Below are 26,549 nucleotides of genomic sequence, written 5' to 3'. Positions count from 1 at the left end.
GCGGGGTGGACTGCCCCGGCGATCTCCCGCTGCCCAGCGATCCCGATCTGGTCGCCCGCGCGACCGCCGCCAAGGCCGCTCTGGGCTCCCGGGTCTTCGTACTCGGGCACCACTACCAGCGCGATGAGGTCATCCAGTTCGCCGACGTCACCGGCGACTCCTTCAAGCTCGCCCGGGACGCCGCGGCCCGCCCGGAAGCCGACTACATCGTCTTCTGCGGGGTGCACTTCATGGCCGAGTCGGCCGACATCCTGGCCGGGCCGCACCAGCGGGTGCTGCTGCCCGACCTCGCGGCCGGCTGCTCGATGGCCGACATGGCCCGCGACTTCCAGGTGCTTGACTGCTGGGACGCCCTCGCCGACGCGGGCATCGCCGAGCAGACCGTGCCGGTCACCTACATGAACTCCTCGGCCGCCATCAAGGCCTTCACCGGCGAGCACGGCGGGCTGGTCTGCACCTCGTCCAACGCCGAGCGGGCGCTGCGCTGGGCCTTCGATCAGAAACAGCGCAGCGCCACTGGGTCCGGTTCTGGCACCAAGGTCTTGTTCCTGCCAGACCAGCACCTCGGGCGCAACACCGCGGTCCGCCAGCTGGGCCTGAGCCTGGACGACTGCGTGGTCTACAACCCGCTCAAGCCCAACGGCGGCCTGAGCGTCGAGGAGCTGCGCCGGGCCCGGATGATCCTGTGGCGCGGGCACTGCTCGGTGCACGGCCGGTTCACCGCGACCCAGGTCGCCCAGGTGCGCGAGCGGGTGCCCGGTGTGCAGGTGCTGGTGCATCCGGAGTGCACCTACGAGGTGGTCAGCGCGGCGGATCTGGTCGGCTCCACCGAATTCATCATCCGGACGATCGAAGCGGCCCCGGCGGGCTCGGCGTGGGCGATCGGCACCGAGCTGAACCTGGTACGCCGGCTGGCCGAGGCGCATCCGGACAAGACCATCACGTTCCTGGAGTCCACGGTCTGCTACTGCGCCACCATGAACCGGATCGACCTGCCGCACCTGGTGCACTGCCTGGAGGCGCTGGTGCGCGGCGAGGTGGTCAACGAGATCATCGTCGAGCCGACGGTGGCCGCCCACGCCCGGCTCGCGCTGGACCGGATGCTGGCGCTGCCCGAGCTGCCTGCGGTGCCCGCGCCCAAGGCCTGACCTTCCGGATCCTCATCCATCCGGCCGCCCCGAACAGGAAGCCCACCGTGAAATTGCGTCGCAAGGAAGCCACCGCCGAGACCGTCGCCGAAGTGCCGGCCGTGCCGGAGCCCATGACCGGGCCCGCGTCGGCGCGCGCCCCGAAGGGACGTCCGACCCCCAAGCGCCGGACCAACTCCACGCCGCCACCGCCGGCTCCCAAGACCCGCAAGGAAGCCGCCGCCTGGCAGAAGCAGCAGGGCGGCAAGGCCAAGGTCGCCGGCCAGAAGAAGCTGTCGCCCACCGAGTACCGCGAGGCGATGAAGTCCGGTGACCCGCGGGTGCTGCCCCGCCGCGAACAGGGCCCGGTGCGCGCGCTGGCCCGCGACTGGGTCGACTCCCGCCGGATGGCGTCGAACTACCTGTTGCTGCTGTTCCCCCTGATGCTGATGGGGTACACCTACCCGCCGCTGCAGATCATCACCCTCGCGCTGTTCGCGCTGCTGCTGATCGAGTGGATCTACACCGGCTCGCGGATCCGCCAGCTCGCCCGGTCCCGCGGCCTGGAGGTCCGGGAATCGGCGATCGCGCTCGGCTTCTACGCGGGCAGCCGGGCCTACTTCCGACGCAGCTGGCGGCGGCCGCTACCCCGGGTGGAACTCGGCGACGAGATCTAAGACCGTCTGAGCTGCCGCGGGCTTGTGCTCGTAGAGGTACGAAGTTTGACACGCAGTCTCTTACGAACCAGAATATGTAGCATGGCCCGTAGGAGAAGCGCGAGATGAGCAAGGCCCGCCCCGCGCGCACGCAGGCGGCACAGGCGCCGGACGCGTTGACCTACCTGCGCATTGTCGATGACATCACCCGTTCTGGAATCACCCAAACCGAGCTCAGCCACGCCGTGGGGGCGAGCTTGCGGACGGTACAGAACTGGGCCGCAGGCAACGGCATACCGGCTGGCGCGAAGGTCCGGCGCCTCCTCGACGTCCAGTACATCGTCCGCGAGCTCCGCGAGGTCTACACCGAGGAAGGCGTCCAGATCTGGCTGCATGCCCGCAACCGGAACCTCGGCAGCCAGCGGCCCATCGAGCTGCTCGCCACCGGCCAGTACGACGAAGTCCTCGCCGAAGCCGAACGCGTCGCGGGAGCCATGTAGCCAGTGGACTCCCTCGCTGACCTCGTCGCCGCCTGCCCGCGAGCCGAGGTCAGCGGAACCTGGCAACGGCACGTCGCCGCGCGCCACGCGGTCCAGGCCCTTGACGGGCGGCGCGGCACCGGCCGGTGGAGCACGAAGGATGGATGTCCCGTTCTCTACCTCGGCCGTCCTACCGACTCGGCTGCCGCTCGCTCAGCTGGGACGGCGGGCCGGGGAGTTCTCGGCGGTCTTGGCCGGATCCCGCACCACCACGTCACCCAGCGCCTCGTCGATCCGCTTCATCGCCTCATCTCCGATGACGACGCCGGCAGCCTTGACGTTCTCCTGAACCTGCTCCGGCCGGGAGGCGCCGACCAGGGCGGCGGAGACGTTGTCGTTCTGCAGCACCCAGGCCACCGCCAGCTGGGCCATGGTCAGCTCCAGCTCCTCGGCGATCGGCTTGAGCGCCTGCACCCTGGTGAGCACGTCGTCGTTCATGAAGCGCCGGATCATGTCCGCGCCGCCGTTGGTGTCGGTGGCCCGCGAGCCCTCCGGCGGCTGCTGGCCGGGGATGTACTTGCCGCTCAGCACGCCCTGCGCGATCGGCGACCAGACGATCTGGCCGACGCCCAGCTCGCGGGAGGCCGGCACCACCTCGTCCTCGATGACCCGCCACAGCATCGAGTACTGCGGCTGGCTGGAGATCAGGCCGATGCCCAGCTCCTTCGCCAGCGCGTGACCGGCCCGCAGCTGGTCGGCGGTCCACTCGCTGACCCCGATGTAGAGCGCCTTGCCCGCCCGCACCACGTCCGCGAAGGCCTGCATGGTCTCTTCCAGCGGCGTCTCGGTGTCGAAGCGGTGCGCCTGGTACAGGTCGACGTAGTCGGTCTGCAGCCGGCTGAGCGAGCCGTCGATCGACTCCATGATGTGCTTGCGGGACAGCCCCGAGTCGTTCGGGCCCTTGGGCCCGGTCGGCCAGTACACCTTGGTGAAGATCTCCAGTGACTGCCGGCGCTCGCCCTTGAGCGCCTCGCCCAGCACTGTCTCGGCCTTGGTGTTGGCGTAGACGTCGGCGGTGTCGAAGGTGGTGATCCCGCAGTCCAGAGCGGCCTGGACGCACTGCTTGGCCACGTCGTTCTCCACCTGGGAGCGGTGGGTCAGCCAGTTGCCGTAGGTGACGGCCGAGATCTTGAGTCCGCTGTTTCCGAGGTATCGAAATTCCATGGTTTCGACATTAGGCCGTGAATCCGATCGCCGTTTCACTCGGGTGGCGGCGGGGCATCAGGAGGACTCCTGCCTCCCGCGCTGCTGGATCACCCGGCCCGACGTGCCGCATCAGGGTGAGGGCCGGCCTGGCGAACGTGGGAGCGCGCGGACTCCAGGTGAGCATCGAAGCGCTGCCGCGCTGCCTGCCGCGAGACGCCCAGCACATTGGCGATATCCGTCCAGGACCGCCCGCCTGCCTTCGCGTCGGCGACAGCGGTGATCAGGGACTGCTCGGCTGCCTCGATCGCCAGCAGCGCGACACCGATCTGCCGCAGATCCTTGCGATCGTCGACGGCGTCGCTGGGAAGGCTCGCCGGATCGGCGGCGTCCATCCAGGCGTCGCTCTCAGCGACCGCCTTGGCGATCTCCTCTTCCGAGCGTGCCATCTCATCACCCCTCTACAGCAACGGGTAGAACTTCTTGCGCAACTCCATGGCGTGGATGACGCATGGCGGTTCGTGCTCGGTGGCGTCGAGGATCACGATCTCCAGCAGGCGGCCCGTCCGGTCGGCGCCGATGATCAATTCGCGGTTGCTGCTCTGTCGTATCGCCCGAAACTGCATGCGGATCGCGTGACGCATGTCCGCGTCGGCGATCCCGTGCTTACGGGCTGCCTCAGCGACCTCGCACTCCACCTGACAACTTTACCTTGTCAAGGTAGGTCGACAACCGCACCTTGTCAATTGCCTCACTCCGACAGCGGCATCGGGCCGTAGACGCGCTCGCCGTCGTGCATCAGGCTGACCCCGGCCACCCCGGCTTCAGCGAGCGTCCGCCACGCCTCGCCCAGCCAGCTCTCGGCGTCGGACTGGCTCGGAAAGTCACCCGGCTGCTCGGCGTCCGGGCTGTCGGGCTCGTAGGTCCAGGTCCATGCCATCGTGTGCCACCCGTCTGCTCGGAGGACAGCCGGCTTGAGGGATGCGCTGCCCCGCTGTGCGATTTCTACCACCAGCCCCGTCGAACCGGCCGGTTGCTCGCCACTCACGCTAGCGTCCCGGCTGAGCCGCCCCGCCGGGGCTGTCCTAGGCTGCGGTCCTCAGCAGCAGGTCTGCGGTGAGCCTCCTCAGCGAAAGGTGTTTCCGATTGGCGGCGCGACGGCGGACCCTGGTGCTCGGCGGCGTGCGATCGGGCAAGTCGCGCTGGGCCGAGCAGCAGCTGGCCGGACAGGCCCGGGTCGACTACCTCGCCACCGCGGCCGAGCTCGATGACGCCGACTGGGCCCAGCGGATCGCCGAGCACCGGCAGCGCCGGCCCGCGCACTGGCGCACCGTCCAGACCCTGGACATCGCTGCTGCCCTGGCCGCGCCGGCAGCGGCGCTGCTGGTGGAGGATCTGGGCAACTGGCTGGCCCGCACCATCGACCGGACCGGCGGCTGGGACGGCGACCTGGCGGGCCTGCGCACCGCGGCTGCCGAGCTGGCCAGCGCCTGGCGCGAGTGTCCGGGACGGGTGGTGCTGGTGAGCAGCGAGGTCGGCAGTGGCATCCACCCGGAATCCAGGGCGGGCCGGATCTTCGCCGACGAGCTGGGCCGGCTGAACACCGAGCTGGCCGCCCACGCCGACGAGGTGGTGCTGGTGGTGGCCGGCCTGCCGCTGTGGCTGCGCAGGCCACCGGAGCAACACCCGGACGAGCAGTCAGGAGAACGGCTATGACCGCGAGCAGCGGAGTGCAGGCGGCGCTGGCCGGCATCGACTACCCCGACGGCGATGCCGCCCAGGCGGCCAGGCTCCGCCAGGACGAGCTGACCAAGCCGGCCGGCGCGCTCGGCGTGCTGGAGGAGCTGTCCATCTGGGCGTGCGGCGTGCAGGGGCAGTGCCCGCCGCACGCCTTCGAGCGCGCCCGGGTGGTGGTCTTCGCCGGGGACCACGGCATCACCGCGGCGGGAGTGTCGGCCTATCCGGCCGAGGTGACCGCGCAGATGGTGGCCAACATCGCCGCCGGCGGCGCGGCGGTCAACGTGCTGGCCCGGGCGGCCGGCGCCGGCGTCCGGGTGCTGGACCTGTCGGTGGCCGTCGACACCGACCCGGCGGCGTCGAAGTTCAAGGTCCGCCGCTCCAGCGGCCGGATCGACCGGGAGGACGCCCTCGCCATCGACGAGGCGGAGCGGGCGCTGGCCGCCGGCGTCGCCATCGCCGACGAGGAGATCGACAGCGGCGCGCAGTTGCTCATCGCCGGCGACCTGGGCATCGGCAACACCACCCCGGCGTCGGTGCTGGTCTCCGTCCTCACCGGCGTCGAGCCGATCAAGGTGGTGGGCCGGGGCACCGGCATCGACGACGCCGGCTGGATTCGCAAGTGCGCCGCGATCAGGGACGCCCGGCGCCGGGCCTGGCCGCACCGGGAGGACCTGGTCCGGCTGCTGGCGGCCGCCGGCGGCGCGGATCTGGCGGCGATGGCCGGCTTTCTGCTGCAGGCCGCGCACCGCCGGACGCCGGTGCTGCTGGACGGCCTGGTCGTCAGCGCCGCGGCGCTGGCCGCCCAGCTCGGCAACCCCCGGGTGGTGCACTGGCTGCAGGCGGCGCACCTGTCGGCAGAGCCCGCCCACGAGCTCGCCCTGAAGCGACTGGAGCTGACCCCGATCCTGCGGCTGGGGATGCGGCTCGGCGAGGGCACCGGAGCGCTGGTGGCCCTGCCGGTGCTGCGGGCCGGCGTGCTGAGCCTGGCCGAGATGGCCACCTTCGCCGAGGCCGCGGTGGCGACCCGCCAGCCTGGCCCCCTGGAATGACCGGTCGTCGGCCGGTGTCCGCCGGCCTGCGGCTGTCGCTGACCACGCTGACGGTGCTGCCGCTGCGGCCCGGCCCGGTGGATCGACGGACCGGGGCGCTGGCGATGGCGTGGGCGCCGGCGGTCGGGCTGGCGCTCGGCGCGGCGCTGGCCGCAGCGGCCTGGGGGCTGACCGGGCTGGGGCTCGCCCCGCTGCCGTGCGCCGCCGTCCTGGTGGTGCTGCTGGCGCTGCTGACCCGGGGCCTGCACCTGGACGGGCTCGCCGACACCTTCGACGCGCTGGGCTCCTACACCGCCGCCGACCGGGCGCTGGCCATCATGAAGTCACCGGAGACCGGGCCGCTCGGCGTAAGCGCCATCGCGGCGGTGCTGCTGGTGGACGCCGCTGCCCTGTCGGCGCTGGTGGCCCGGCACGGCTGGCTGCTGATCGCCGCCGCGGTGGCGGTGGGCCGGCTCGGCATCACGCTCTGCTGCGCGCGGCCGGTCCCGCCGGCCCGTCCGGACGGCCTCGGCGCGCTGGTGGCGGGCACCGTCCCGCTGGCGGGCTGCGCGGCCTGGGCGGTCGGGATGGTCGCGATCGGCGGGTTCGCCGGCCAGCTGGCGCCGGGCTCGGACTGGCCGTGGTCGCACTGGATCAGGGCGGGGCTGGCGGTGCTGCTGGCCGCCGGCGCGGTGCTGCTGCTGGCCCGGCAGTGCGTGCGCCGCTTCGGCGGCATCACCGGCGACGTGCTGGGAGCAGCGTGCGAGCTGGCGACCGCGGTGGCGCTGCTGGCGCTCAGCACCGCCTGACCCGGCTACCGGACGTGCGAGGGCACGAACGGCAGCTTCACCACCCGGGCGGCCAGCGTGCGTCCGCGAACCTCGATCGACACCTCGCCGGACTCGCCCAGGTCGGCTCCGGAATCGATCAGCGCCAGCGCGATGCCCTGCTTCAGGGTCGGTGAGAACGTCCCCGAAGTGGTCTGCCCGATCACGGCGCCGTTGCCGTCCAGGACGTTCATGTGCCCGCGCGGCACGCCGCGGTCGGTGACCAGCAGGCCGCGCAGCCGCCGGGCCGGGCCGGCCGCCTTCTCCGCCTGCAGCGCCTCGCGTCCCCAGAATGCCGGCTTCTGCCAGCCGACCGCCCACGAGGAGCCGGCCTGCACCGGGCTGATCTGGCGGGTCAGGTCCTGGCCGTGCAGCGGGTAGCCCATCTCGGTCCGCAGCGTGTCCCGTGCGCCCAGACCGGCCGGCATGCCGCCGAGGCCACGCGCGGCCTCGACCAGGGCGTCCCAGAGCGCGGGCGCGTCGTTCCAGGACGGGATCAGCTCGTAGCCGTGCTCGCCGGTGTAGCCGGTCCGGCAGACCCGCACCGGCCGGCCGTCGAAGTCGGTGTCGACGAAGCTGACGTAGTCGAGCTCCACCGGCAGGCGCAGCGCCTGCAACACCTCCGGCGACTTCGGGCCCTGCACCGCTAGCACCGCGAAGTCCTCGTGCTGGTTGGTCACCGTCACCCCGTCGGGCGCGGCGGCGGCCAGCAGCCCCACCACCTCGTCGGCATTGGCCGCGTTCGGCATCAGGAACACCTGCTCGTCGCTGACCAGGTAGCTGAAGACGTCGTCGATCACGCCGCCGTCCTCGGCGCAGCACAAGGTGTACTGGGCCTGGCCCGGGCCGATCTTGCCCAGGTCGGCGGTCAGGCAGGAGTTCACGAAGTCCCGGGCGCCGGGGCCGGCCACGGTGGCCTTGCCGAGATGGGAGACGTCGAAGATGCCCACCGCGGTCCGGACGGCGGTGTGCTCGTTGATCACGCCGCCGCCGGAGGCGCCGTACTCGATGGGCATCTGCCAGCCGCCGAAATCGGCCATCTTGGCTCGGAGATCGACGTGGCGGTCGTGCAACGGCGAACGGCGCAGCTCAGTCATGGCGCAACGGTACCGAGCCCGGCAGGCAGGCATGATCCATACCGGGTCAACCAGTGCCGGACGGGCTGGCCAGGCGCGGCAGCGGTTAACATAGAGTTACGGCATGGTTTCGGTTTCCTTGGTTGACAGCGCTGCGCCCCTGACAGCCGACGTGATCGTGGTGGCGACGGTCTCCACCGGGGACGGCGTAGCGCTTGCCGACGGCGCGGGCGCGGTCGATGCCGCGCTGGGCGGTGCCCTGCCGGATGCGCTGCGGGCCGTCGAGGCCACCGGCAAGGCCGACGAGGCGATCAAGATCCCGACGCTGGGCAGGGCCGGCGCGCCGCTGATCATCGCGTCCGGCCTCGGCAAGGCAGCGCCCGGCACGCTCGACCCCGAAGCGGTGCGGCGGGCCGTCGGAACAGCGCTGCGCGGCGTCCAGTCGGCCAGGCGGGTCGCGGTGGCGATCGGCTCCGGCTCCGACCCGGAGCTGGTGGGCGCGATCTGCGACGGCGCGCTGCTGGGCAGCTACCGGTTCACCAAGTACAAGCCCACCGCCCAGCAGAACGCGCTGCGCCGGGTCGACATCGCCGTCCCCGACCCGGCCCATGCCGGCGCCAGGGCCGCGATCCGGCGGTCCCGGATCGTCATCGACGCCGTCAACAACACCCGCGATCTGGTCAACACCCCCGCCAACCACCTGAACCCGGTGACCTTCGCCGCCTACGCCCGCGAGCAGGGCGAGGCGGCCGGGCTGGCCGTCGAGGTGCTCGACGAGCGAGCGCTCAAGCGCGGCGGCTTCGGGGGCATCCTCGCGGTCGGGGGCGGCTCCGGCACCCCGCCGAGGCTGGTCCGGTTGAGCTACGCGCCGGCCCGCAGCCGCGCCCGGGTGGCGCTGGTGGGCAAGGGGATCACCTTCGACACCGGCGGCCTGGACCTCAAGCAGGCCGCCATGGGGGACATGAAGTCCGACATGGCCGGGGCGGCGGCGGTCATCGAATCCGTCATCGCGGCGGCCAGGCTCAGGTTGCCGATCTCGGTCACCGCCACCGTCCCGATGGCGGAGAACGCCGTGTCCGGCTCGTCCTACCGGCCCTCCGACATCCTGGTGATGCGGGACGGGCGCACCGTCGAGGTGGACAACACCGATGCCGAGGGACGGCTGATCCTGGCCGACGCGATCCTGCGGGCCTGCGAGGACTCCCCCGACTACCTGATCGAGACGGCCACCCTGACCGGCGGCCAGGTGATAGCGCTGGGCCACGGGACCACCGGGGTGATGGGCAGCGACGCCTTCCGGGACCGGGTCGTGGCAGCCGGCTCCGCCGCCGGCGAGTCACTGTGGCCGATGCCCTTGCCGCCGCGGCTGCGCACCGTGCTGGAGTCCCCGGTGGCCGATGTGGTGAACCTGCCCAAGGACCGCGCGGCCTCGATGCTGGTGGCCGGCACGTTCCTGGCCGGCTTCGTCCCGGACGGGCTGGACTGGGTCCACCTGGACATCGCGGGGCCCGCGTTCCTGAAGTCGGCGTCGGGTTACAACCCCCAGGGCGGCACCGGCGCCATCGTCCGGACGATCGTGGCCAGCCTGACCGACCTCGCCGAGAACTGAGCCAGCAGGCTGAGCCGAGGCCCGAGCCGGAGCTGAGCTGAGAGCTGAGCCGCAGCCTGACCGGCCGGCCAGGACGGCACGCGGCCGGCAGCGCCCGCCCGGCTGCCCAGGTATCCAGGCGAAGTGACAAGATGGAACCCGGCTCGGCAGTGCGCCGGGCCGGCTGGACTCACTGGTGACGATCGGGGCAGCCAAGCCCCGAGCTGGGAGACATTTTCGTGGCAGCCGAAGGGGCCGGGAACAACGTCGACATCGTGATCCTCGGTGGTGGCAGCGGCGGTTATGCAGCCGCGCTGCGCGCCGCCGAGCTGGGCAAGTCGGTGGTGCTGATCGAGAAGGACAAGGTCGGCGGCACCTGCCTGCATCGTGGGTGTATCCCCACCAAGGCGTTGCTGCACGCCGGCGAGGTCGCCGACGCGGCCCGCGAGAGCTCGCAGTTCGGGGTGAACGCCACCTTCGACGGCATCGACATGGCCGGCGTCCACAAGTACATGGACGGGGTCATCTCCAAGAACTGGAAGGGCCTGCAGGGGCTCATCCGCAGCCGTGGCATCACCATCGTCGAGGGTGAGGGCCGGCTCACCGGCCCCAAGCAGGTGACCGTCGGCGACCAGACCTATACCGGGACCAACGTCGTCCTGGCCACCGGCTCGTACTCCAAGACGCTGCCCGGGCTGGAGCTGGACGGGCGGCGGGTCATCGCCAGCGAGCACGCGCTCGGCCTGGACCACGTGCCGGCCAGCGCGATCGTGCTCGGCGGCGGGGTGATCGGGGTCGAGTTCGCCAGCGCCTGGAAGTCCTTCGGCGCCGACGTGACCATCGTCGAGGCGCTGCCGCACCTGGTGCCGCTGGAGGACGAGGCCAACTCCAAGATGCTCGAGCGCGCCTTCCGGCGGCGCGGCATCGGTTTCAAGCTCGGCGCCCGGTTCGAGCGCGTCGAGCACACCGACAGCGGTGTGAAGGTGCACCTGGCCGACGGCTCGACGCTGGAGGCCGAGCTGCTGCTGGTGGCCGTCGGGCGCGGCCCCGTCTCGGCCGACCTCGGCTACGAGCAGGCCGGGGTGGCGATGGACCGCGGCTTCGTCACCGTCGACGAGTACTGCCGGACCAGCGTCGAGGGCGTCTACGCCGTCGGTGACCTGATCCCGACCCTGCAGCTGGCCCACGTCGGCTTCGCCGAGGGCATCCTGGTGGCCGAGCACATCGCCGGCCTGCCGGTGGTGCCGATCGACTACGCCGGCGTCCCGCGGATCACCTACTCCAGCCCGGAGGTCGCCGCCGTCGGGCTGACCGAGGCGCAGGCGGTCGAGAGGTTCGGCGCCGACAACGTCAAGACCGTCACCTACGACCTGTCCGGCAACGGCCGCAGCGCGATCCTGAACACCAAGGGCGCGGTGAAGCTGGTGGCCGAGAAGTCCGACGGAGCGGTGGGCCGGGTGCTGGGCGTGCACATCGTCGGCGACCGGGTCGGTGAGCTGATCGCCGAGGCGCAGCTGATCTACAACTGGGAGGCGCTGCCCAGCGAGGTCGCCCAGCTGATCCACCCGCATCCGACCCAGTCCGAGGCGATCGGCGAGGCTCACCTGCTGCTCGCCGGCAAGCCGCTGCACGTGCACGACTGACGAGCCGAAGACGGCGGGCCGGTGTCCGTCACGCCTTGATCCGACGATAGGAGCCAGAAGACATGCCGGTCTCAGTGACCATGCCGCGCCTCGGCGAGAGCGTGACCGAAGGAACCGTTACGCGCTGGCTGAAGCAGGAAGGCGATCAGGTAGCCGCGGACGAGCCGCTGCTGGAGGTGTCGACGGACAAGGTCGACACCGAGGTCCCTTCGCCGGCCTCCGGAATCCTGACCTCGATCAAGGTCGCCGAGGACGAGACGGTCGAGATCGGCGTCGAGCTGGCGGTCATCAGCGACGCCAGCGAGGCATCGAGCGGTTCCGGGCAGCAGTCCGAGGGCCAGGGTCAGGCGGACGGTGGCCAGACTGACCAGTCCGATGATCAGGACGAGGCTGCTCAGTCCGACGAGCAGGGCGAGGCTGCGCAGTCCGGCCAGGCTGACAGCGGCCAGGCTGAGACCGGCCAGGCCGAGGCTGAGAGCGCGCAGGCTGAGGCTGCCCGGGCGAAGCCCGCTGACGAGCAGACCACCGACGAGCAGGCTCCGGACGAGCCGATCAGCGAGGCCGCCCCCGAGGCCGGGTCGGCTGGCCCCTCCACCGAGCAACCGGCTCCGGCTGCCGCACCCACTCCTGCCCCGGCTGCTGCACCCGCTCCCGCAGCTCAGGCGCCCGCCGCAGCTCAGGCGCCCGCCGCAGCTCAGGCGCCGGCCGCCGCTCAAGCGCCCGCCGCCGCTCAGGCACCCGCCGCCGCTCAAGCGCCCGCCGCCGCTCAGGCACCCGCCGCTGCTCAAGCGCCGGGCGCGTCCGCGGACTCGGCTCCGGCGTCGGACTACTCGGGCCGGGAGACCAGCTCGCCCCCGCCCCCCGTCGATGACGACGAGGTCGCCGGCACCTACGTGACCCCGCTGGTCCGCAAGCTGGCGAGCGAGCACGGGGTCGACCTGAACTCGCTGACCGGCACCGGTGTGGGTGGCCGGATCCGCAAGTCCGACGTGCTGTCAGCGGCCCAGGCCGCTGCCGAGCGCCGGGCCGAGGCCGAGGCTGCTGCGGCAGCTCCGCCGGCCGCGGCAGCTGCTCCGGCCGCACCGGCTCCGGCGGCCGCCCAGACGGCGGCGCCCACCGTCGACAACGCGCTGCGGGGACAGACCGTCAAGCTGTCCCGGCTGCGCCAGGTGATCGCGGCACGGATGGTGGAATCGCTGCAGACATCGGCGCAGCTCACCACCGTGGTCGAGGTCGACATCACCCCGATCGCCCGGCTGCGCGAGGTGGCCAAGGCTGACTTCGAGAAGCGGGAGGGCGTCAAGCTGTCGTTCCTGCCGTTCTTCGCGGTGGCGGCGGTCGAAGCCCTCAAGGCCCACCCGAACGTGAACTGCTCGGTCGACACCGAGGCCGGCACGGTCACCTACCACGAGGCCGAGCACCTGGGCATCGCGGTGGACACCGAGCGCGGCCTGCTCGTTCCGGTGATCCACAATGCCGGTGATTTCAACCTGGCCGGCATCGCCCGCAAGATCGCCGACCTGGCCGAGCGCACCCGGACCAACAAGGTGTCCCCGGACGAGCTCGGCGGCGGGACCTTCACCCTGACCAACACCGGCAGCCGCGGCGCCCTGTTCGACACCCCGATCATCAACCAGCCCCAGGTCGCGATCCTGGGCACCGGCTCGGTGGTCAAGCGCCCGGTGGTGATCTCGGACCAGAAGCTCGGTGAGATCATCGCGATCCGGTCGATGGTGTACCTGGCGCTGTCCTATGACCACCGGATCGTCGACGGGGCCGACGCGGCCCGGTTCCTCACCACCATGAAGACCCGGCTGGAGGCCGGCGCCTTCGAACGCGCGCTCGGGCTGAGCTGACGCCGCGCCGGCCGGGGTCGTACCCGGCCGGCCATGGGGTGGGCGCCGAGCACTGACGGGGAGTGTGCGCTGTGAAGGTGGTCATCGCCGGGGCGTCCGGTTTCATCGGCAGGTCCCTGGTCATCGACCTGCGGGGCTGCGGGCACCAGGTGACCACCCTGGTGCGGCGCAGCCCGGTGTCGGAGTCCGAAGCCGAATGGCATCCCGACCGTGGCGAGCTGGATCCGGCGGCGCTGGCGGGGGCCGACGCGGTGATCAGCCTCTCCGGCGCGGGGATAGCTGACAAGCGGTGGACGCCGGCGTACCAGCAGGTGCTGGTGGAGAGCCGGTTGCAGCCCACCTCGACGATCGCCGGGGCTGTGGCGGGCATGTCCGCCGAGCTGCGGCCGAAGTCGTTCCTGTCCTCCTCGGCGATCGGCTACTACGGCGAGCGCGGGGACGAGCCGCTGACCGAGTCCGCCCCACCCGGCACGGGGTTTCTGGCCGACCTGGTGCGCCGTTGGGAAGCAGCCACCGAGCCCGCCTCCCAGGCCGGGGTGCGGGTAGTGACGCTGCGCACCGGGTTGGTGCTCAGCGCTGCCGGCGGATTGCTGAAGCGCATGGCGCCGCTGTTCAAGATGGGCGCCGGCGGAAAGCTCGGGTCCGGCCGGCAGTACCAGTCCTGGATCACCCTTGCCGACGAGATCGGCGCCATCCGGCACCTCCTCGCGACCGAGGAGGTGGACGGCCCGGTGAACCTGGTCGGGCCGGCCCCGGTCACCAACGCGCAGTTCACCGCCGAGCTGGCCCGGGCGCTGCACCGGCCGGCGTTGCTGCCGGCGCCGCCCTGGGGGCTCCGGCTGGCGCTGGGCGGGTTCGCCGAGGAGGGCGTGCTGGCCAGCCAGCGGGTGCTTCCGGAGAAGCTGACCAGCAGCGGCTACCGGTTCGAGCACGCCGATCTGCCGAGCGCGCTGGCCTGGTCCCTTACCCACTAGCGGTACGGCTCTCCCCCGGCTAGCGGTACGGCTCTCCCCCGGCCCAGGCCGGCATGATCCTGCGCTGGATCGCCTTGCCGTGCATCGGCAGACGCCCTTCTTGCCCCCCATAAACGCTTTTGCGGTGAATTCCGGCATCTTTCGCCATTGCTCGGAAAGCACTGAGAGGTGGATTCTTACGCAGCCTGCTGCCGAGCTGATTCCAGCCAGCATCCCAGTCCCTGCATGGAGGTCACATGTTCAACGCACGCCGCATTCGGTCGCTGATTGTCGCCGCTCTGGCTGTTCTGGGCCTTGGAGTCAGCAGCCCTGCTCCGGCTTTCGCCTCCACGCTCACCATCACCGGCCTCGGCTGCGAGACTGTGCTACAGGGCTTCTTCTGTGACGCTGACGTCAGTGGAGGTACCGGCGCCGGTACCTACACCTACACGTGGAACCAGAGCTACTACTCCCGCTCCGACTTTGCCAGCGGCTCGATGATCCACGTGTATTGCGAGAGGGGTACCAGCCGCACTGTCACCTTCACGGTGACCGATGGCAGCTACGCGACCGCTTCGAAGACCGTGTATGTGTACTGCTCGGGTTCCACCCCCTGACCCAGCAATAGCTCACTAGCGCGGGAGCACGGCCCCACCCGGCCGTTGTGAGGTGATCCGGAACTCAGCACCCACCCGCACCAGGCTCAGCGCCAGCCGGGTCGGAGCCGCGGGCAGGGTGCGGCTGCGCACCGTTCCGGCGCAGACCAGAGATGCTGGCGGTTGGCTGGCAGTGACCTGCAACTCCAGGCGCTGCGGGCTCGCGCTGGTGACGGCGATGTCCTGATACTCGGTTCGCAGCCCCGTTAGGCCGCAGCCGACCGGGATGCGCGTGCGAAGCTGGCCGAGATCCTGGGCCAGCAGGGTTGGTGACTCATAGATCGCCGCCAGCAACTCGGGACGGCCCCGCGCGAATGCTTCGGCGCGCAGGTCGGCCAGCTTGCGCAACACTGTTTCGGGATCGATCGGAGCCGGTGCGGTTGGCAGGGTGGATCGAGCAGGAGTGGCAGCCAGGCCGGGCACGGCAGGAGCCACAGGCGCTGCCGAGCTGGCCTGGGCGGCTGAGGTCGCCGGCGCTGCCGAGCTGGCATGGGCGGCTGAGGTCGCCGGCGGACCGGCGGCCAGGGTCGGCCGGCCATGGCTTCGCACGGCAACCAACGCCAGGACGGCGATGGCCGCGACCGCGACGCACAGGACCGCCACAACCAGGGGCGCCGTCGTCCGGGCTGCCGTCCGGGATGCCAGGCGATGCAGTAGCCGGCGCCGCGGTGCTGGCTCGGCGGGCTCGGGCCTGACCTGCAGCCGTGCCACATGGGTCAGATCGGCTGGCACGACACCCGCGGCAACCGGATCATGGCGCTCGGCTGAGTGCCGGCCGATGCCGGGCAGCACCCGGCCGGCGGCCAGCACCACCGGCGCGGACGGCACGCTGGCGCCCAGGTCCAACGCGAACTCGGCAGCCGAGCCTCTGCGGGACGGCTCCGGATCCAGCGCTCGGCTGACTACCGCGGCCATCGCGGCAGGGCAGCCCGCCAGCTTGCCGGGCAGGTCGTCGATCACGCCGGTGGCTGCCCGGTCCAGCACGGCGCGCAGGTCGGCGGGGTCAGCTGAGTGCCACGGCCCGGAACCGGTCAGGCAATGCAACGCCACGGCGGCGAGGGAGAACACGTCGCTGGCGGTACCCGCGGCGCCGCCGGCCGCAACCACCGGGTCCAGGTAGGCCGGGGTGCCCAGCGCCCGGTCGGGCTCGGCGTGCCCGATCAGCATCCTGGCGACCCCGAGGTCGGCCAACTTCGGCTGCCCGGCGGCGCTGAACAGGATGTTGCCCGCGCTGACGTCGCCGTGCAACACGCCCTCGCCATGCGCGAAGGCCAACGCGGCGGCGACCGGGCTCAGCGCCGCGGCGACCTCGGCCGGGCTGAGCCGGTCCCGGCGGCGCAGCAGCTGCGCCAGCGACCCGCCCTCGGCCAGCTCCATCACCAGCACCACCGCGGCCGGCGTCTGGACGTACCGGCGCAACCGGATCAGGCTGGGATGCTCCAGGGCGGTGAGCAACGCGGCCTCGCACCGAGCCGACCGGATCAGTTCGGCCGCCCGATCCGGATCGCCGTGTGCGGGCACGATGATCCGTTTCAGGGCCACCGCCTCGTCGGTGCCGGCAGCGCGGCCGGACCACACCTCGGCGTGGCTGCCGTAGCCGATGAGCTGATCGACCTGATAACCCGGAACGCTGAACGCCATCGGGCCACCGTAGGAGAAACGGCGGCTGCCTCGACAAAGTTATCCACAGGCGGCAGTCGCACCGGCGGCCGGGTGAAGCCAGACTCCGATGGCCCCACCCAGGCCGCCCCGCCAACCAGGCCGGATCAGCCCCGGATCAGTCCTCGGCGTTCGCCAGCTTGGACGGCCACCAGATCTTCTTGCCGATGTCGGCCGACAGCGCCGGCACCAGCACGCTGCGCACCAGGATGGTGTCCATCAGCACACCTACCGCGACGGCGAAGCCGAGTTCGGCCAGGAACACGATGGGCAGCACCCCGAGCACCGCGAACGTGGCGGCCAGCACCAGGCCTGCTGAGGTGATCACGCCCCCGGTCACCGTCAGCCCGCGGGAGATCCCCGCCCGGGTGCCGTGCTGAAGGCTCTCCTCCCTGATCCGGGTCATCAGGAAGATGTTGTAGTCGATCCCCAGCGCGACCAGGAACACGAAGGTGAACAGCGGGAAGGACGGGTCCGCGCCCGCGAAGTGGAACAGATGCTCGAACGCCAGCGCCGAGATTCCCAGCGCGGCGCCGAAGGAGAGCACCACCGTCAGGATGAGCAGCACCGGGGCGACGATCGACCGCAGCAACAGCGCCAGCACCACGAAGATGACCACCAGCACGATCGGGATGATCAGGTTGCGGTCATGCACCGAGGCGTTCTGGACGTCCAAGGTCGCCGCGGAAGCGCCCCCGACCATGGCATCGGCGCCCGCGACGCCATGGACGGCGTCCCGCAGCCGGTTCACCGTGTCATACGCGGCGCGTGAGTCGAAGGCGTCGGCCAGCGTCGCGGTCACGATCGTCCGGCCGTCGATCGGCTCGATCTGCAGCGCCGCCGGAGCGCAGCCCGCGGCGGGTGGCACGGCGCCGGACTTAGCCGCGGCGGCCAGCTTCGGGTAGTCGACCTGAACGCATACCGCGCCCGGCTTGGTGTCCACCCCGCGCACCTTCGAGACCGCGCCGATGACGGCGTCCACGGAGCCGGCGTTGGTGGTGATCACCGCGGGGGTGCTGGTGTCCTGGCCGAACTTGCTGACGTAGAGATCCTGGCCGATGACCGCGTCTGGGGTGTCGGTGAAACCCTCCGCGGTGTTCAGGCCCTGCGCGTTCAACGAGCCCAGGCCGATCAGGCAGATGCCCAACACCAGCACGACACCGATCCAGGCCGGCCGGCGGCTGCTGTCGACCTTGCTGGCCACCCGGGCCCAGAAACCGTGGCTGGCCAGGTCGACCTGCTGGTCGACCTTCGGCTTGCGGGGCCAGAACACCCAGCGGCCGGCCAGCGACAGCGCGACCGGCAGGAAGCTCATGGACAGGATCAGGGTGCAGGCGATGCTGATCGCGCCCACCGGGCCCAGGCTCTTGTCGGACTCCAGGCTGGAGAAGGTCAGGCACAGCAGGCCGAGGATGACGGTGACCGCCGAGGCCACGATCGCCGGCGCCGATCCGCGCCAGGCCCTGATCATCGCGTCGAAGCGGTTGGGATAGAAGTGCAATTCCTCGCGATAGCGCGCGGTCAGCAGCAGCGCGTAGTCGGTGCCGGCGCCGAGCACCAGCACCGGCATGATGCCCGCGCTCTGCCCGTTCAGGGTCACGACCTCGTGCTTGGCGAGGAAGTAGATGACGATCGAGGACAGGCCCAGGGCCAGCACCGCCGACAGGGTCGGAAAGATCCACAACACCGGGGAGCGGTAGACGAACAGCAGGATGACGATCACCACTGCCAGCGCGGCGAGCAGCAGCGTGCTGTCGGCCCCCGCGAAGGCGTCCGAGAACGCCAGGAAGAGCCCGGACTGCCCCGCCGGATAGGCCTTCAGGCCCGCAGGCAGGTCCGCTGTGGTGTCGTCGACGATCTGCTGCTCCAGCTTGGCGATCTTGTCGAACTGGACGTCCTTGCCGTCCTGCTTCTGCACCAGCGGGGTGAACACCGCGATCGTCGTGCCGTCGCTGGAGGTCTGCGGCGGGGTGAGCGCGTTGGTGTCGATGCCGGGGGTCCGGGCGACCGTCTCTGCCGCCTTGCTCGCCGCGGCCCGGTCCTCGGCGGTCAGCCCGCCGGGCCGGTGGAAGATCATGAAGCCCGGCACGTTCTCGATCTTGTTGAACTTGGCCGACTCGGCCAACACCTTGGTCGACTCCGCCGAAGCGGGCAGGTAGGAGGCGTTGTCATTCTTCTGGACCTCGGCCAGCTTGCCCTGGTACGAGCCGCCGGCGCCTCCGGCCAGGAACGCCAGGATCGCCACCGCGATCACCGAGAAGACCGGCAACCCCCGGGGCAGCTGGCGCTTCTTGCTCGTCGCCGGGGTGGTTTCCCGCGACGTGCTGACCTCGGTCATCGGATCTCCAGACACTTTGCCGGAACTCGTGAGCGAACACAGCCGGTCGAGGCCGGTTGTTCCGCGGCATCGTACTTGCGGAGGCCGGCTCGACCCGCTGCGCCATTCCTAGCCCAGGGCTCCGACAACACGCCAGCCGCCAACTTCGGCAGGTGTGAGCGCACGCACTAGCGCCGTTTCTGTCGCAGGGTCGGATTAGGGTGGTGATCGACGAGGAGATGATCAGGTGTCTGAGTTGAGAACCATCCGAGCCGGCTTGATGGACTACGAGCAGGCGTGGAAGTGGCAACGGCAGTTGCACGCCCAGCGGGTCGTCGGGGAGATCGACGACACCGCGCTGCTGCTCGAGCATCCGTCGGTCTACACCGCGGGCCGGCGCACCGAGGCGTGGGAGCGTCCGGTGGACGGCACCCCGGTGATCGACGTCGATCGGGGCGGCAAGATCACCTGGCACGGTCCCGGCCAGCTGGTGGGCTACCCGATCGTCGAGCTGCCCAATCCGGTCGATGTGGTGGCCTACGTCCGCCGGATGGAGGAGGTGCTGATCGAGGTGTGCGCCGAGCTGGGCGTGCGGGCCGGGCAGGTCGCCGGGCGCAGCGGCGTGTGGCTGCCGGCCGATGACCGCGGGCCGGAGCGCAAGATCGCCGCGATCGGCATCCGGGTCGCCCAGGGCGTCACGCTGCACGGCTTCTCGCTCAACTGCAATCCGGACCTCAGCTGGTTCGGCCGGATCGTGCCGTGCGGCATCGCCGACGCCGGGATCACCTCGCTGACCGCCGAGCTGGGTCGCGAGGTCAGCGTCGCCGATGCCCTGCCGGTGGTGGAGGCGCTGCTGCCGGGCCTGGTCGCCGCGTACGCTCGATCCCGTGACTGAACCCAGCGCGCCGCCCGCATCGGCACCCGCCGGGCGCAAGCTGCTGCGCATCGAGGCCCGCAACGCCCAGACCCCGATCGAGCGCAAGCCCGCCTGGATCAAGACCCGCGCGGTGATGGGCCCGCAGTACACCGAGCTGCGCCAGCTGGTGAAGAGCGAGGGCCTGCACACGGTGTGTCAGGAGGCCGGTTGCCCCAACATCTACGAGTGCTGGGAAGACCGCGAGGCCACCTTCCTGATCGGCGGTGACCAGTGCACCCGGCGGTGTGACTTCTGCCAGATCGACACCGGCAAGCCGGCGGCGCTGGACACCGACGAGCCGCGCCGGGTGGCCGAGAGCGTCCAGACGATGGGCCTGCGCTACGCCACCGTCACCGGCGTCGCCCGCGACGACCTGCCCGACGGCGGCGCGTGGCTGTACGCCGAGACGGTCCGCCGGATCCACAGCCTGAACCCGGGGACCGGCGTCGAGTTGCTGATCCCTGACTTCAACGCCGTTCCCGAGCAGCTGGCCGAGGTGTTCGGCTCCCGGCCGGAGGTGCTCGCGCACAACGTCGAGACGGTGCCCCGGGTCTTCAAGCGGATCCGGCCGGCCTTCACCTACGAGCGCTCGCTCAACGTGATCAGCGCTGCCCGGCAGGCCGGGCTGGTGACCAAGTCGAACCTGATCCTGGGCATGGGCGAGCAGCGGGCCGAGATCTCCCAGGCGCTGCAGGACCTGCACGACGCCGGCTGCGAACTGATCACCATCACCCAGTACCTCCGCCCGTCGCTGCGGCACCACCCGATCGACCGGTGGGTCAAGCCCGAGGAGTTCGTCGAGCTGCGCGAGGAGGCCGAGGAGATCGGCTTCGCCGGGGTGCTGAGCGGGCCGTTGGTGCGCTCGTCCTACCGCGCGGGGCGGCTCTACCAGCAGGCCATCGAAGCCCGCACGCTGAGCGCCGCCAGCTCAGGCTGACCCGGCCGATTCAGGCCCGCCGGTCCGACCCAGCACGCTCACGCTGCGACCCTGTCGACCCGGCAGCTCAGCCGACCCTGGTCGACCCGGCCGCCTATAGCCGGCCTCCGACACCGGTCTCAGCGTCGGCGGGCTGTGACGAGGGTCGCGCCGACCAGCGCCGACAAGGCGGCGGAGAAGACCAGCACCACCAGGGCGGCGTCCCTCTGGAACACTGGCACGCCGCTGTAATTGGCGCGTGCCTCCACCAGCCGGGAGATGCTGGGCTCCGGGCTGGGTGACGAGCTGGACGGAACGGCCGCGGCCGAGCTCGATGGCGGCGAGCTGGACGGCCCGGCGTTCGGCGGCTGGACGGCGCTGCTGCTGGGCCGGGGCGAGCGGCTCGGCGAGCTGCTTGCCGTCGGCCCGGGGATGCCACCGGCCGGTGAAGAGGCAGCCGGCGGAGCCGAGGTGGCCGGAGCCGAACTGGCCGGCGCCGAAGTCGGCGGCGCAGAGCTGGCCGGAGCCGAGGTGGCCGGCGCAGAGCTGGAAGGCGCAGAGCTGGAAGGCGCCGGCGAGGTGGGCTGTTGCGTGACCGTCGAGGTGGCCGGGGGCGGAGGCTGGCTGGGCGGCCGCGATGAGGTCGGCGTGACCGACACGCTCGGGGTCGGCCGGCTGGTGCTGGACGGGCCAGGGTTGCCGGTGCTGGCACAGCTGAGCCGGATGCTCTCCGAGGTGACCACCGCGCCGTCCAGGGCGATCACCCGGACCTCATACTTTGCGGGCTTGGTCACCACCTGGCGGAGCATGACCACCGACGTGCTCGGCTCGTCGAAGCTCATCAGGGTTCCCTCGGGCTCGGGACCGGCGAGCAGGCCGTCCTGACGCACCAGCAGCACGGTGTAGTCGATCTGCTCGATGCCGATCTTCTGCAGCCGCTCGTCCACCTCGTTGGGGTTGTCCAGGGTGACCTGGAGGCGGGCCTGCGATCCCGAGGCGCAGCTCTTGGCCACAACCTGCACGTCGGGCTCGTCCAGGCCGAAGTTGGTCGGCTTGATCCGGTGGCAGGTCTTCTGCAGCGGCAAGGTGAGCACGTCGGCCTCGGGCTGGTCGACCTGCCGGATGAAGACGTGATCGCCGTCCTGCGCCTGGCCGGCCAGCCGTACCTTGATCGGCTTGTCACCCAACGTCACCAGGGTGGGGCCGCCTTCGGGGAGGACGGCGTCGGGATCGGTCGGCTCCGGCCCGGCGAGGCCCACCTGCACCACCAGCTCGCGGTCGGCGAGGCGGTCGCGCTCCACGGCCTTGAGGCTCACCTCTACGAAGCTGTCCTCGCCGTGCTGGGCACAGCCGTACCGGGCGCTGGCGTGGATGTCGTAGCTGTCGAGGGTCGAGGCGGCGCTGGGCTGGGCGAGCAGTGCGAGACACGCGCCCAGCGCGGTCAGCAGCGAAGCTGCGACCACTCGCTCAGGACGTCGGATTCGCACTGTTTATTCACCCCCGTAGACCCCTGCAGCTAACATTCCTCTTACTGTAGCGGGTAATCCTTGACGCGGGTGAAACATCTTCTGCCGAACGCTTATCCTGTTGTCATGGCGCAATCGACCCGGGCGAAGCGGAACAGCAAGATCAAGCTGAGCAGGGCGGAGAAGAAGGCAGTCCGCGTTCAGCGCAGGCAATCCAGGCGCGCTTCGTTCAAGCAGATGCGCCAGGCGTTCACGCTGACCCGCAAGAGCGACTCCCGGCTCGTCCCGTACCTGATCATGGCGTTCGTGGGCGTCACGGCGGTGTTCTACCTGCTGGCGTCCTTGGTGACCGGCAGCGTCTGGCTGCCCATCCTGCCGGCGGTGCTCTTCGGGCTGCTGGCCGCGATGTTCCTGTTCTCCCGGCGCGCGCAGACCTCGGCCTACAAGCAGGCAGAGGGCCAGGCCGGCGCTGCCGCCTACGTCCTGGGCCAGTTGCGCGGCGACTGGCGCAAGACCGACGCCGTCGCCGGGACCCCGCAGCTGGACGCGGTGCACCGGCTGCTCGGCCGGCCCGGCGTGGTGCTGATCGGCGAGGGCGCCCCGCAGCGGGTCAAGCCGCTGCTGGCCCAGGAGAAGAAGCGGGTCGCCAGGCTGGCCGGCGACGCCCCCATCTACGACGTGGTGGTCGGGCGCGGTGAGGGCGAGGTGCCGCTGGCCAAGCTGAACACCCATCTGATGAAGCTGCCCCGCAACCTGTCCAAGGAGCAGGTGGTGGCCCTGGACCGGCGGCTGTCCGCCCTGGGCGCGCAGCGCGCCCCGCTCCCCCAGGGCCCGATGCCCGGCGGGGTCAAGCTGCGCAGCGTCCAGCGCGCGGCCCGCCGTCGCGGCTGACGTCCGTGCCGCCGGACGCCGAGTCCGCTGAGCGCTACCGCGGCCAGTCGCTGGGCCTGCCGCCGTCCGGGCCGGGGTCGCTGGCTCCCACCGGCCGGCGGATCGCGGCGTTCCTCCTCGATCTTGTGGCCGCCGGGCTGGTGGCGAGCCCGTTCGTCCACCGCCGGGACCTGCCCGGGCTGGCCGCGCACCTGCCGGGCCAGTGGAGCCTGATCCCGCTCGTCCTGGACTACCTCATCGGGTTGCTGCTGTTCGGCCGGTCCCTGGGCATGTACCTGACCGGGCTGCGGGTGATCCGGGTGGACGCCAGGCTCGCGATCGGGCCGATCCGGGCGCTGGTGCGCACCGCGTTGCTGGTGGCGCTGATTCCGGCGCTGGTCGCCGACCGGGACTTCCGGGGGCTGCACGACCGGCTGACCGCCACCGCGGTGATCGTCCACTGACGCACACCCCGCCCTGCCGTGCCAGCCCCGCTCGTGGGGCGTAACGTCGCGGAAACATTCGAGACACCCGGCAGCAATCGGACACCCTTAGCGTGGGCACCACGTTCTGTGATCTCCCCATCCCACCCGAGGCAGAGGACAAGGACCCGGCAGATGTTCAGCAGCCCAGACGAGATTCTCAACTTCATCAAGAACGAGGGCGTCGAGTTCATCGACGTGCGGTTCACCGACCTGCCCGGCGTGCAGCAGCACTTCAACGTGCCGGCGGCCGGCTTCACCCAGGATGCGTTCACCGACGGGCTGATGTTCGACGGCTCGTCCATCCGCGGCTTCGCCGCCATCCACAAGTCCGACCTGAAGCTGCTGCCGGACCCGGCCACCGCCTACGTCGACCCGTTCCGCGCCGCCAAGACGCTCAACCTGAACTTCTCGATCGTCGAGCCGCGGACCGGCGAGCCGTACGGCCGCGACCCGCGCCAGGTGGCGTCCAAGGCCGAGGAGTACCTCACCTCCACCGGCATCGCCGACACCGTCTACTTCGGCCCGGAGGCCGAGTTCTACATCTTCGACGAGGTCCGGTACGAGTCCAAGATCAACGGCTCGTGCTACTCGGTCGACTCGATCGAGGGCTCGTGGAACAGCAACCGGGCCGAGGAGGGCGGCAACCTCGGTTACAAGACCCGGATCAAGGGCGGCTACTTCCCGGTGTCGCCCTATGACCACTACGCCGACCTGCGCGACGAGATGAGCCAGGAGCTCATGAAGGCCGGCCTGCAGATCGAGCGGGCCCACCACGAGGTCGGCACCGCCGGCCAGGCCGAGATCAACTACCGGTTCGACACCCTGACCCACGCGGCCGACCAGATCCTGATGTTCAAGTACATCGTCAAGAACGTCGCCTGGCGCAACGGCAAGACCGCGACCTTCATGCCCAAGCCGCTGTTCGGCGACAACGGCTCGGGCATGCACTGCCACCAGTCGCTGTGGAAGGACGGCGAGCCGCTGTTCTATGACGAGACCGGTTACGCGGGCCTGTCCGACATCGCGCGCTACTACATCGGCGGGCTGCTGCACCACGCCCCGTCGCTGCTGGCCTTCACCAACCCGACGGTGAACTCCTACCACCGGCTGGTGCCCGGCTACGAGGCGCCGGTGAACCTGGTGTACTCGGCCGGCAACCGCTCGGCCTGCATCCGGGTGCCGATCACCGGGACCAGCCCGAAGGCCAAGCGCATCGAGTTCCGGGTGCCCGACCCGTCGGCCAACCCCTACCTCGCCTTCTCGGCGATGCTGATGGCCGGCGGGGACGGCATCCGCAACAAGATCGAGCCCGCCGACCCGAGCGACAAGGACCTCTACGAGCTGCCGCCGGACGAGGCCGCCTCGATCCCGCAGGTGCCGGGCTCGCTGGAGCGGGTGCTCGAGCACCTGGAGGCCGACAACGAGTACCTGCAGGAAGGCGGCGTGTTCACCGCCGAGCTGATCGAGAGCTGGATCGACTACAAGCGGACCAACGAGATCGACCCGGTACGGCTGCGGCCGCACCCGTACGAGTTCGAGCTGTACTACGACATCTAGTCACTTGTTCGCGTAGGGATCGGACTCATTCTGTACTCGAGGTGCCGAGATCTGAGAGCCTCCTATGCCGGGCGCGGCCATACCGAGGGGAGGCTCCGCGTTCGGTCGCGCTGCACCCTTCGCCCGACACGCTGGTCCTTGAGATCTCCGGGATGGTCCGGCCGAGGAGACACGGTCGCCACGTAGTCTGCTGTCTGGTCCTTGCGGTGCCCCTCGCGGGCGGTGGAGGGCGGGTCCGACTTGGGGGCGGATGTTCCATGGCTGCGCACGGAGCGTCCGAGATGGCGCTCCACGGGCACCAGAAACCCGCAGAACGGGTGGGCTGGGTGTTCATCGTTATGTACGCCGCGGCCTATCTCGCCACCAGTCTGCTCTTCATCGCTCCACTGCTGGTGACCCTGGCGCTCAAGGTCAACTCGCTGGTGGGCGCCGACCGGGCAGCCGCCAGGCTGTCGGTGGTCGCGGCGGCCGGGTCGCTGGTCGCTCTGGTGGCCAACCCGTTCTTCGGGAGGTTGAGTGACCGGACCACATCCCGGTGGGGGATGCGGCGCCCGTGGATCATGGTCGGTCTGGCGGGTGGGTCTGTCGGCATCCTGGTGGTGGCCCTTGCCCCTAACGTCTGGGTGATGCTGGTCGGCTGGTGCGTGGCGCAGCTGTTCGTCAACGCGGTGCTGGCCGCGATGGTGGCGGTACTGCCCGACCAGGTCCCGGTCGAGCAGCGGGGCACGGTGGCCGGCGTCCTCGGCGTCTGCCTGCCGAGCGCGTCGGTGGGCGGCGCCTACGTGGTCAAGGTCTTCACCGGAAACGAGCTGGCGATGTTCCTGGCTCCGTGCGCCATCGGCGGCTTCTTCATCGTCTTGTTCGCGGTGTACCTGGACGACCGCCGGCTCGCCCCGGCCGACAAGCCGCCGTGGTCGCTGCGGCAGCTCCTGGGCACCTACTACGTCTCTCCGCGCCGTCACCCCGACTTCGCGTGGGCGTTCGCCAGTCGATTCCTGTTCCTCCTTGCCTACGCGTTCCTGGTCACCTACCAGGCGTACTACCTCCTCGATCACCTGGGGAGCTCCGAGGACGAGGTCCCGCAGCAGATCTTCCTGGGCACGCTCATCCAGGCGGTGGTCGTCGTGGTTGCTTCGGCGGTCGGCGGTCGGCTCTCGGACCGCACCGGCCGCCGAAAGCCCTTCGTGGTAGGTGCTGCGGCTATGTATGGCCTCGCGTTGTTCATGATCGCGATGGCGGGCCACTTCGACGCGTTCCTCGTGGGGATGGCGGTCGCCGGCCTGGGATTCGGCCTGTACCTGGCCGTCGACCTCGCGCTCGTCGCGGACGTGTTGCCCGACACGGACGACACCGCGAAGGACCTGGGGGTGCTCAACATCGCCGGCGCGTTGCCGTTCTCCATCGGCCCGGTGTTGGCGCCACTGGTCTTGGCGATCGGCTCGGGCAGCTATCAGGTGCTGTACGCCGTCGCAGGGGTCTGTGCCTTCCTCGCGGCCGCGGCGATCCTGCCCGTCAGGAAGGTGCGGTGACC

The 26,549-nt window shown here is 70.8% G+C and carries 25 protein-coding genes; 17 read left to right on the top strand and 8 right to left on the bottom strand.

The features are described from left to right. The 3 genes from nadA to VF612_RS13630 all read left to right on the top strand — a co-directional run. A partial coding sequence (gene nadA / locus VF612_RS13640; RefSeq protein WP_408660398.1) for a quinolinate synthase NadA occupies positions 1–1,148 on the top strand: 1,148 nt, incomplete at its 5' end. Positions 1,149–1,195: 47 nt separating this feature from the next. Beyond that, positions 1,196–1,804: a DUF3043 domain-containing protein gene (locus VF612_RS13635; RefSeq protein WP_408660397.1), complete on the top strand. Its 609-nt coding sequence runs from the start codon at positions 1,196–1,198 to the stop codon at positions 1,802–1,804. 104 nt (positions 1,805–1,908) lie between these two features. Beyond that, a complete protein-coding gene (locus VF612_RS13630; RefSeq protein ID WP_408660396.1) occupies positions 1,909–2,283 on the top strand; it encodes a DUF2384 domain-containing protein in 375 nt (124 codons plus the stop codon). A 192-nt stretch (positions 2,284–2,475) separates the two neighbouring features. Here the strand turns inward: VF612_RS13630 and VF612_RS13625 are convergent, their stop codons facing one another. The 4 genes from VF612_RS13625 to VF612_RS13610 form a co-directional block, all read right to left on the bottom strand. Continuing rightward, positions 2,476–3,486, bottom strand: a complete 1,011-nt coding sequence (locus tag VF612_RS13625; RefSeq protein ID WP_408660395.1) for an aldo/keto reductase family protein — start codon at positions 3,484–3,486, stop codon at positions 2,476–2,478. 89 nt (positions 3,487–3,575) lie between these two features. Further along, entirely contained in the window at positions 3,576–3,914 is a 339-nt protein-coding gene (locus tag VF612_RS13620) for a sigma-70 family RNA polymerase sigma factor (RefSeq protein ID WP_408660394.1), read from the bottom strand. Positions 3,915–3,926: 12 nt separating this feature from the next. Then, positions 3,927–4,163 carry a hypothetical protein gene (locus VF612_RS13615; RefSeq protein WP_408660393.1) on the bottom strand — a complete coding sequence of 79 codons (237 nt, stop codon included), beginning with the start codon at positions 4,161–4,163 and terminating at the stop codon, positions 3,927–3,929. A 53-nt stretch (positions 4,164–4,216) separates the two neighbouring features. Continuing rightward, positions 4,217–4,405 (bottom strand): hypothetical protein, encoded by a 189-nt coding sequence (locus VF612_RS13610; RefSeq protein WP_408660392.1) that lies wholly within the window; start codon positions 4,403–4,405, stop codon positions 4,217–4,219. Positions 4,406–4,611: 206 nt separating this feature from the next. Between VF612_RS13610 and VF612_RS13605 the strand changes: the two genes are divergently transcribed. Genes VF612_RS13605 through VF612_RS13595 form a run of 3 tightly spaced genes read left to right on the top strand, consistent with a single transcriptional unit; the run spans position 4,612 to position 7,042 of the window. Further along, on the top strand, positions 4,612–5,181 hold the full coding sequence (locus tag VF612_RS13605) for a bifunctional adenosylcobinamide kinase/adenosylcobinamide-phosphate guanylyltransferase (protein ID WP_408660391.1): 570 nt from the start codon (positions 4,612–4,614) through the stop codon (positions 5,179–5,181). Beyond that, on the top strand, positions 5,178–6,254 hold the full coding sequence (cobT, locus tag VF612_RS13600) for a nicotinate-nucleotide--dimethylbenzimidazole phosphoribosyltransferase (protein ID WP_408660390.1): 1,077 nt from the start codon (positions 5,178–5,180) through the stop codon (positions 6,252–6,254). The genes VF612_RS13605 and cobT overlap by 4 nt, the downstream gene beginning before the upstream one ends. Then, positions 6,251–7,042, top strand: a complete 792-nt coding sequence (locus tag VF612_RS13595) for an adenosylcobinamide-GDP ribazoletransferase (protein ID WP_408660389.1) — start codon at positions 6,251–6,253, stop codon at positions 7,040–7,042. Before cobT ends, VF612_RS13595 begins: the two co-directional genes overlap by 4 nt. Positions 7,043–7,047: 5 nt before the next feature. Here VF612_RS13595 and gcvT read toward each other — a convergent pair whose 3' ends face one another. Further along, positions 7,048–8,157: a glycine cleavage system aminomethyltransferase GcvT gene (gene gcvT / locus VF612_RS13590; RefSeq protein ID WP_408660388.1), complete on the bottom strand. Its 1,110-nt coding sequence runs from the start codon at positions 8,155–8,157 to the stop codon at positions 7,048–7,050. Positions 8,158–8,260: 103 nt separating this feature from the next. On the opposite strand from gcvT, the gene VF612_RS13585 reads away from it, so the two are divergent. The 5 genes from VF612_RS13585 to VF612_RS13565 all read left to right on the top strand — a co-directional run bounded on the left by VF612_RS13585 (position 8,261) and on the right by VF612_RS13565 (position 14,793). Continuing rightward, complete coding sequence (locus VF612_RS13585) at positions 8,261–9,745, top strand: leucyl aminopeptidase (RefSeq protein WP_408660387.1); 1,485 nt, start codon at positions 8,261–8,263, stop codon at positions 9,743–9,745. 218 nt (positions 9,746–9,963) lie between these two features. Continuing rightward, a complete protein-coding gene (gene lpdA / locus VF612_RS13580) occupies positions 9,964–11,367 on the top strand; it encodes a dihydrolipoyl dehydrogenase (protein ID WP_408660386.1) in 1,404 nt (467 codons plus the stop codon). 62 nt (positions 11,368–11,429) lie between these two features. Continuing rightward, a complete protein-coding gene (gene sucB, locus VF612_RS13575) occupies positions 11,430–13,223 on the top strand; it encodes a 2-oxoglutarate dehydrogenase, E2 component, dihydrolipoamide succinyltransferase (RefSeq protein ID WP_408660385.1) in 1,794 nt (597 codons plus the stop codon). Positions 13,224–13,294: 71 nt separating this feature from the next. Then, complete coding sequence (locus tag VF612_RS13570; protein WP_408660384.1) at positions 13,295–14,197, top strand: TIGR01777 family oxidoreductase; 903 nt, start codon at positions 13,295–13,297, stop codon at positions 14,195–14,197. A gap of 236 nt (positions 14,198–14,433) precedes the next feature. Next, positions 14,434–14,793, top strand: coding sequence for a hypothetical protein (locus VF612_RS13565; protein WP_408660383.1), 360 nt, complete (start codon positions 14,434–14,436; stop codon positions 14,791–14,793). 15 nt (positions 14,794–14,808) lie between these two features. On the opposite strand, the gene VF612_RS13560 is transcribed toward VF612_RS13565, so the two are convergent. Beyond that, positions 14,809–16,473: a serine/threonine-protein kinase gene (locus VF612_RS13560; RefSeq protein WP_408660382.1), complete on the bottom strand. Its 1,665-nt coding sequence runs from the start codon at positions 16,471–16,473 to the stop codon at positions 14,809–14,811. Positions 16,474–16,609: 136 nt separating this feature from the next. Next, positions 16,610–18,829 (bottom strand): MMPL family transporter, encoded by a 2,220-nt coding sequence (locus VF612_RS13555; protein WP_408660381.1) that lies wholly within the window; start codon positions 18,827–18,829, stop codon positions 16,610–16,612. Between the two features lie 226 nt (positions 18,830–19,055). On the opposite strand from VF612_RS13555, the gene lipB reads away from it, so the two are divergent. Continuing rightward, positions 19,056–19,703, top strand: a complete 648-nt coding sequence (gene lipB / locus VF612_RS13550) for a lipoyl(octanoyl) transferase LipB (protein WP_408660380.1) — start codon at positions 19,056–19,058, stop codon at positions 19,701–19,703. Next, positions 19,636–20,661, top strand: coding sequence for a lipoyl synthase (lipA, locus tag VF612_RS13545; protein WP_408660379.1), 1,026 nt, complete (start codon positions 19,636–19,638; stop codon positions 20,659–20,661). Before lipB ends, lipA begins: the two co-directional genes overlap by 68 nt. A 119-nt stretch (positions 20,662–20,780) precedes the next feature. Here lipA and VF612_RS13540 read toward each other — a convergent pair whose 3' ends face one another. Beyond that, positions 20,781–22,103, bottom strand: coding sequence for a hypothetical protein (locus tag VF612_RS13540; RefSeq protein WP_408660378.1), 1,323 nt, complete (start codon positions 22,101–22,103; stop codon positions 20,781–20,783). Between the two features lie 129 nt (positions 22,104–22,232). On the opposite strand from VF612_RS13540, the gene VF612_RS13535 reads away from it, so the two are divergent. The 4 genes from VF612_RS13535 to VF612_RS13520 all read left to right on the top strand — a co-directional run bounded on the left by VF612_RS13535 (position 22,233) and on the right by VF612_RS13520 (position 26,547). Further along, a complete protein-coding gene (locus tag VF612_RS13535) occupies positions 22,233–22,997 on the top strand; it encodes a DUF4191 domain-containing protein (protein ID WP_408660377.1) in 765 nt (254 codons plus the stop codon). Positions 22,998–23,002: 5 nt separating this feature from the next. Further along, complete coding sequence (locus tag VF612_RS13530) at positions 23,003–23,440, top strand: RDD family protein (protein WP_408660376.1); 438 nt, start codon at positions 23,003–23,005, stop codon at positions 23,438–23,440. A 153-nt stretch (positions 23,441–23,593) separates the two neighbouring features. Continuing rightward, positions 23,594–25,018: a type I glutamate--ammonia ligase gene (glnA, locus tag VF612_RS13525; RefSeq protein WP_408660375.1), complete on the top strand. Its 1,425-nt coding sequence runs from the start codon at positions 23,594–23,596 to the stop codon at positions 25,016–25,018. 257 nt (positions 25,019–25,275) lie between these two features. Then, complete coding sequence (locus tag VF612_RS13520; RefSeq protein WP_408660374.1) at positions 25,276–26,547, top strand: MFS transporter; 1,272 nt, start codon at positions 25,276–25,278, stop codon at positions 26,545–26,547. Positions 26,548–26,549 lie beyond the last annotated feature (2 nt).

The organism is Jatrophihabitans sp., from assembly GCF_036388195.1.
Taxonomy (GTDB): domain Bacteria; phylum Actinomycetota; class Actinomycetes; order Mycobacteriales; family Jatrophihabitantaceae; genus Jatrophihabitans_A.
This window is presented reverse-complemented; position numbering and strand designations above follow the sequence as displayed.

Coding starts and splice junctions, on each gene's coding strand:
- VF612_RS13535 (WP_408660377.1), top strand. CDS start 22,233: ATGGCGCAATCGACCCGGGCGAAGCGGAACAGCAAGATCAAGCTGAGC.
- VF612_RS13560 (WP_408660382.1), bottom strand. CDS start 16,473: ATGGCGTTCAGCGTTCCGGGTTATCAGGTCGATCAGCTCATCGGCTAC.
- glnA (WP_408660375.1), top strand. CDS start 23,594: ATGTTCAGCAGCCCAGACGAGATTCTCAACTTCATCAAGAACGAGGGC.
- VF612_RS13625 (WP_408660395.1), bottom strand. CDS start 3,486: ATGGAATTTCGATACCTCGGAAACAGCGGACTCAAGATCTCGGCCGTC.
- VF612_RS13585 (WP_408660387.1), top strand. CDS start 8,261: ATGGTTTCGGTTTCCTTGGTTGACAGCGCTGCGCCCCTGACAGCCGAC.
- lipA (WP_408660379.1), top strand. CDS start 19,636: ATGCCCTGCCGGTGGTGGAGGCGCTGCTGCCGGGCCTGGTCGCCGCGT.
- VF612_RS13555 (WP_408660381.1), bottom strand. CDS start 18,829: ATGACCGAGGTCAGCACGTCGCGGGAAACCACCCCGGCGACGAGCAAG.
- VF612_RS13520 (WP_408660374.1), top strand. CDS start 25,276: ATGGCTGCGCACGGAGCGTCCGAGATGGCGCTCCACGGGCACCAGAAA.
- cobT (WP_408660390.1), top strand. CDS start 5,178: ATGACCGCGAGCAGCGGAGTGCAGGCGGCGCTGGCCGGCATCGACTAC.
- VF612_RS13620 (WP_408660394.1), bottom strand. CDS start 3,914: ATGGCACGCTCGGAAGAGGAGATCGCCAAGGCGGTCGCTGAGAGCGAC.
- gcvT (WP_408660388.1), bottom strand. CDS start 8,157: ATGACTGAGCTGCGCCGTTCGCCGTTGCACGACCGCCACGTCGATCTC.
- VF612_RS13565 (WP_408660383.1), top strand. CDS start 14,434: ATGTTCAACGCACGCCGCATTCGGTCGCTGATTGTCGCCGCTCTGGCT.
- VF612_RS13595 (WP_408660389.1), top strand. CDS start 6,251: ATGACCGGTCGTCGGCCGGTGTCCGCCGGCCTGCGGCTGTCGCTGACC.
- VF612_RS13610 (WP_408660392.1), bottom strand. CDS start 4,405: ATGGCATGGACCTGGACCTACGAGCCCGACAGCCCGGACGCCGAGCAG.
- sucB (WP_408660385.1), top strand. CDS start 11,430: ATGCCGGTCTCAGTGACCATGCCGCGCCTCGGCGAGAGCGTGACCGAA.
- VF612_RS13630 (WP_408660396.1), top strand. CDS start 1,909: ATGAGCAAGGCCCGCCCCGCGCGCACGCAGGCGGCACAGGCGCCGGAC.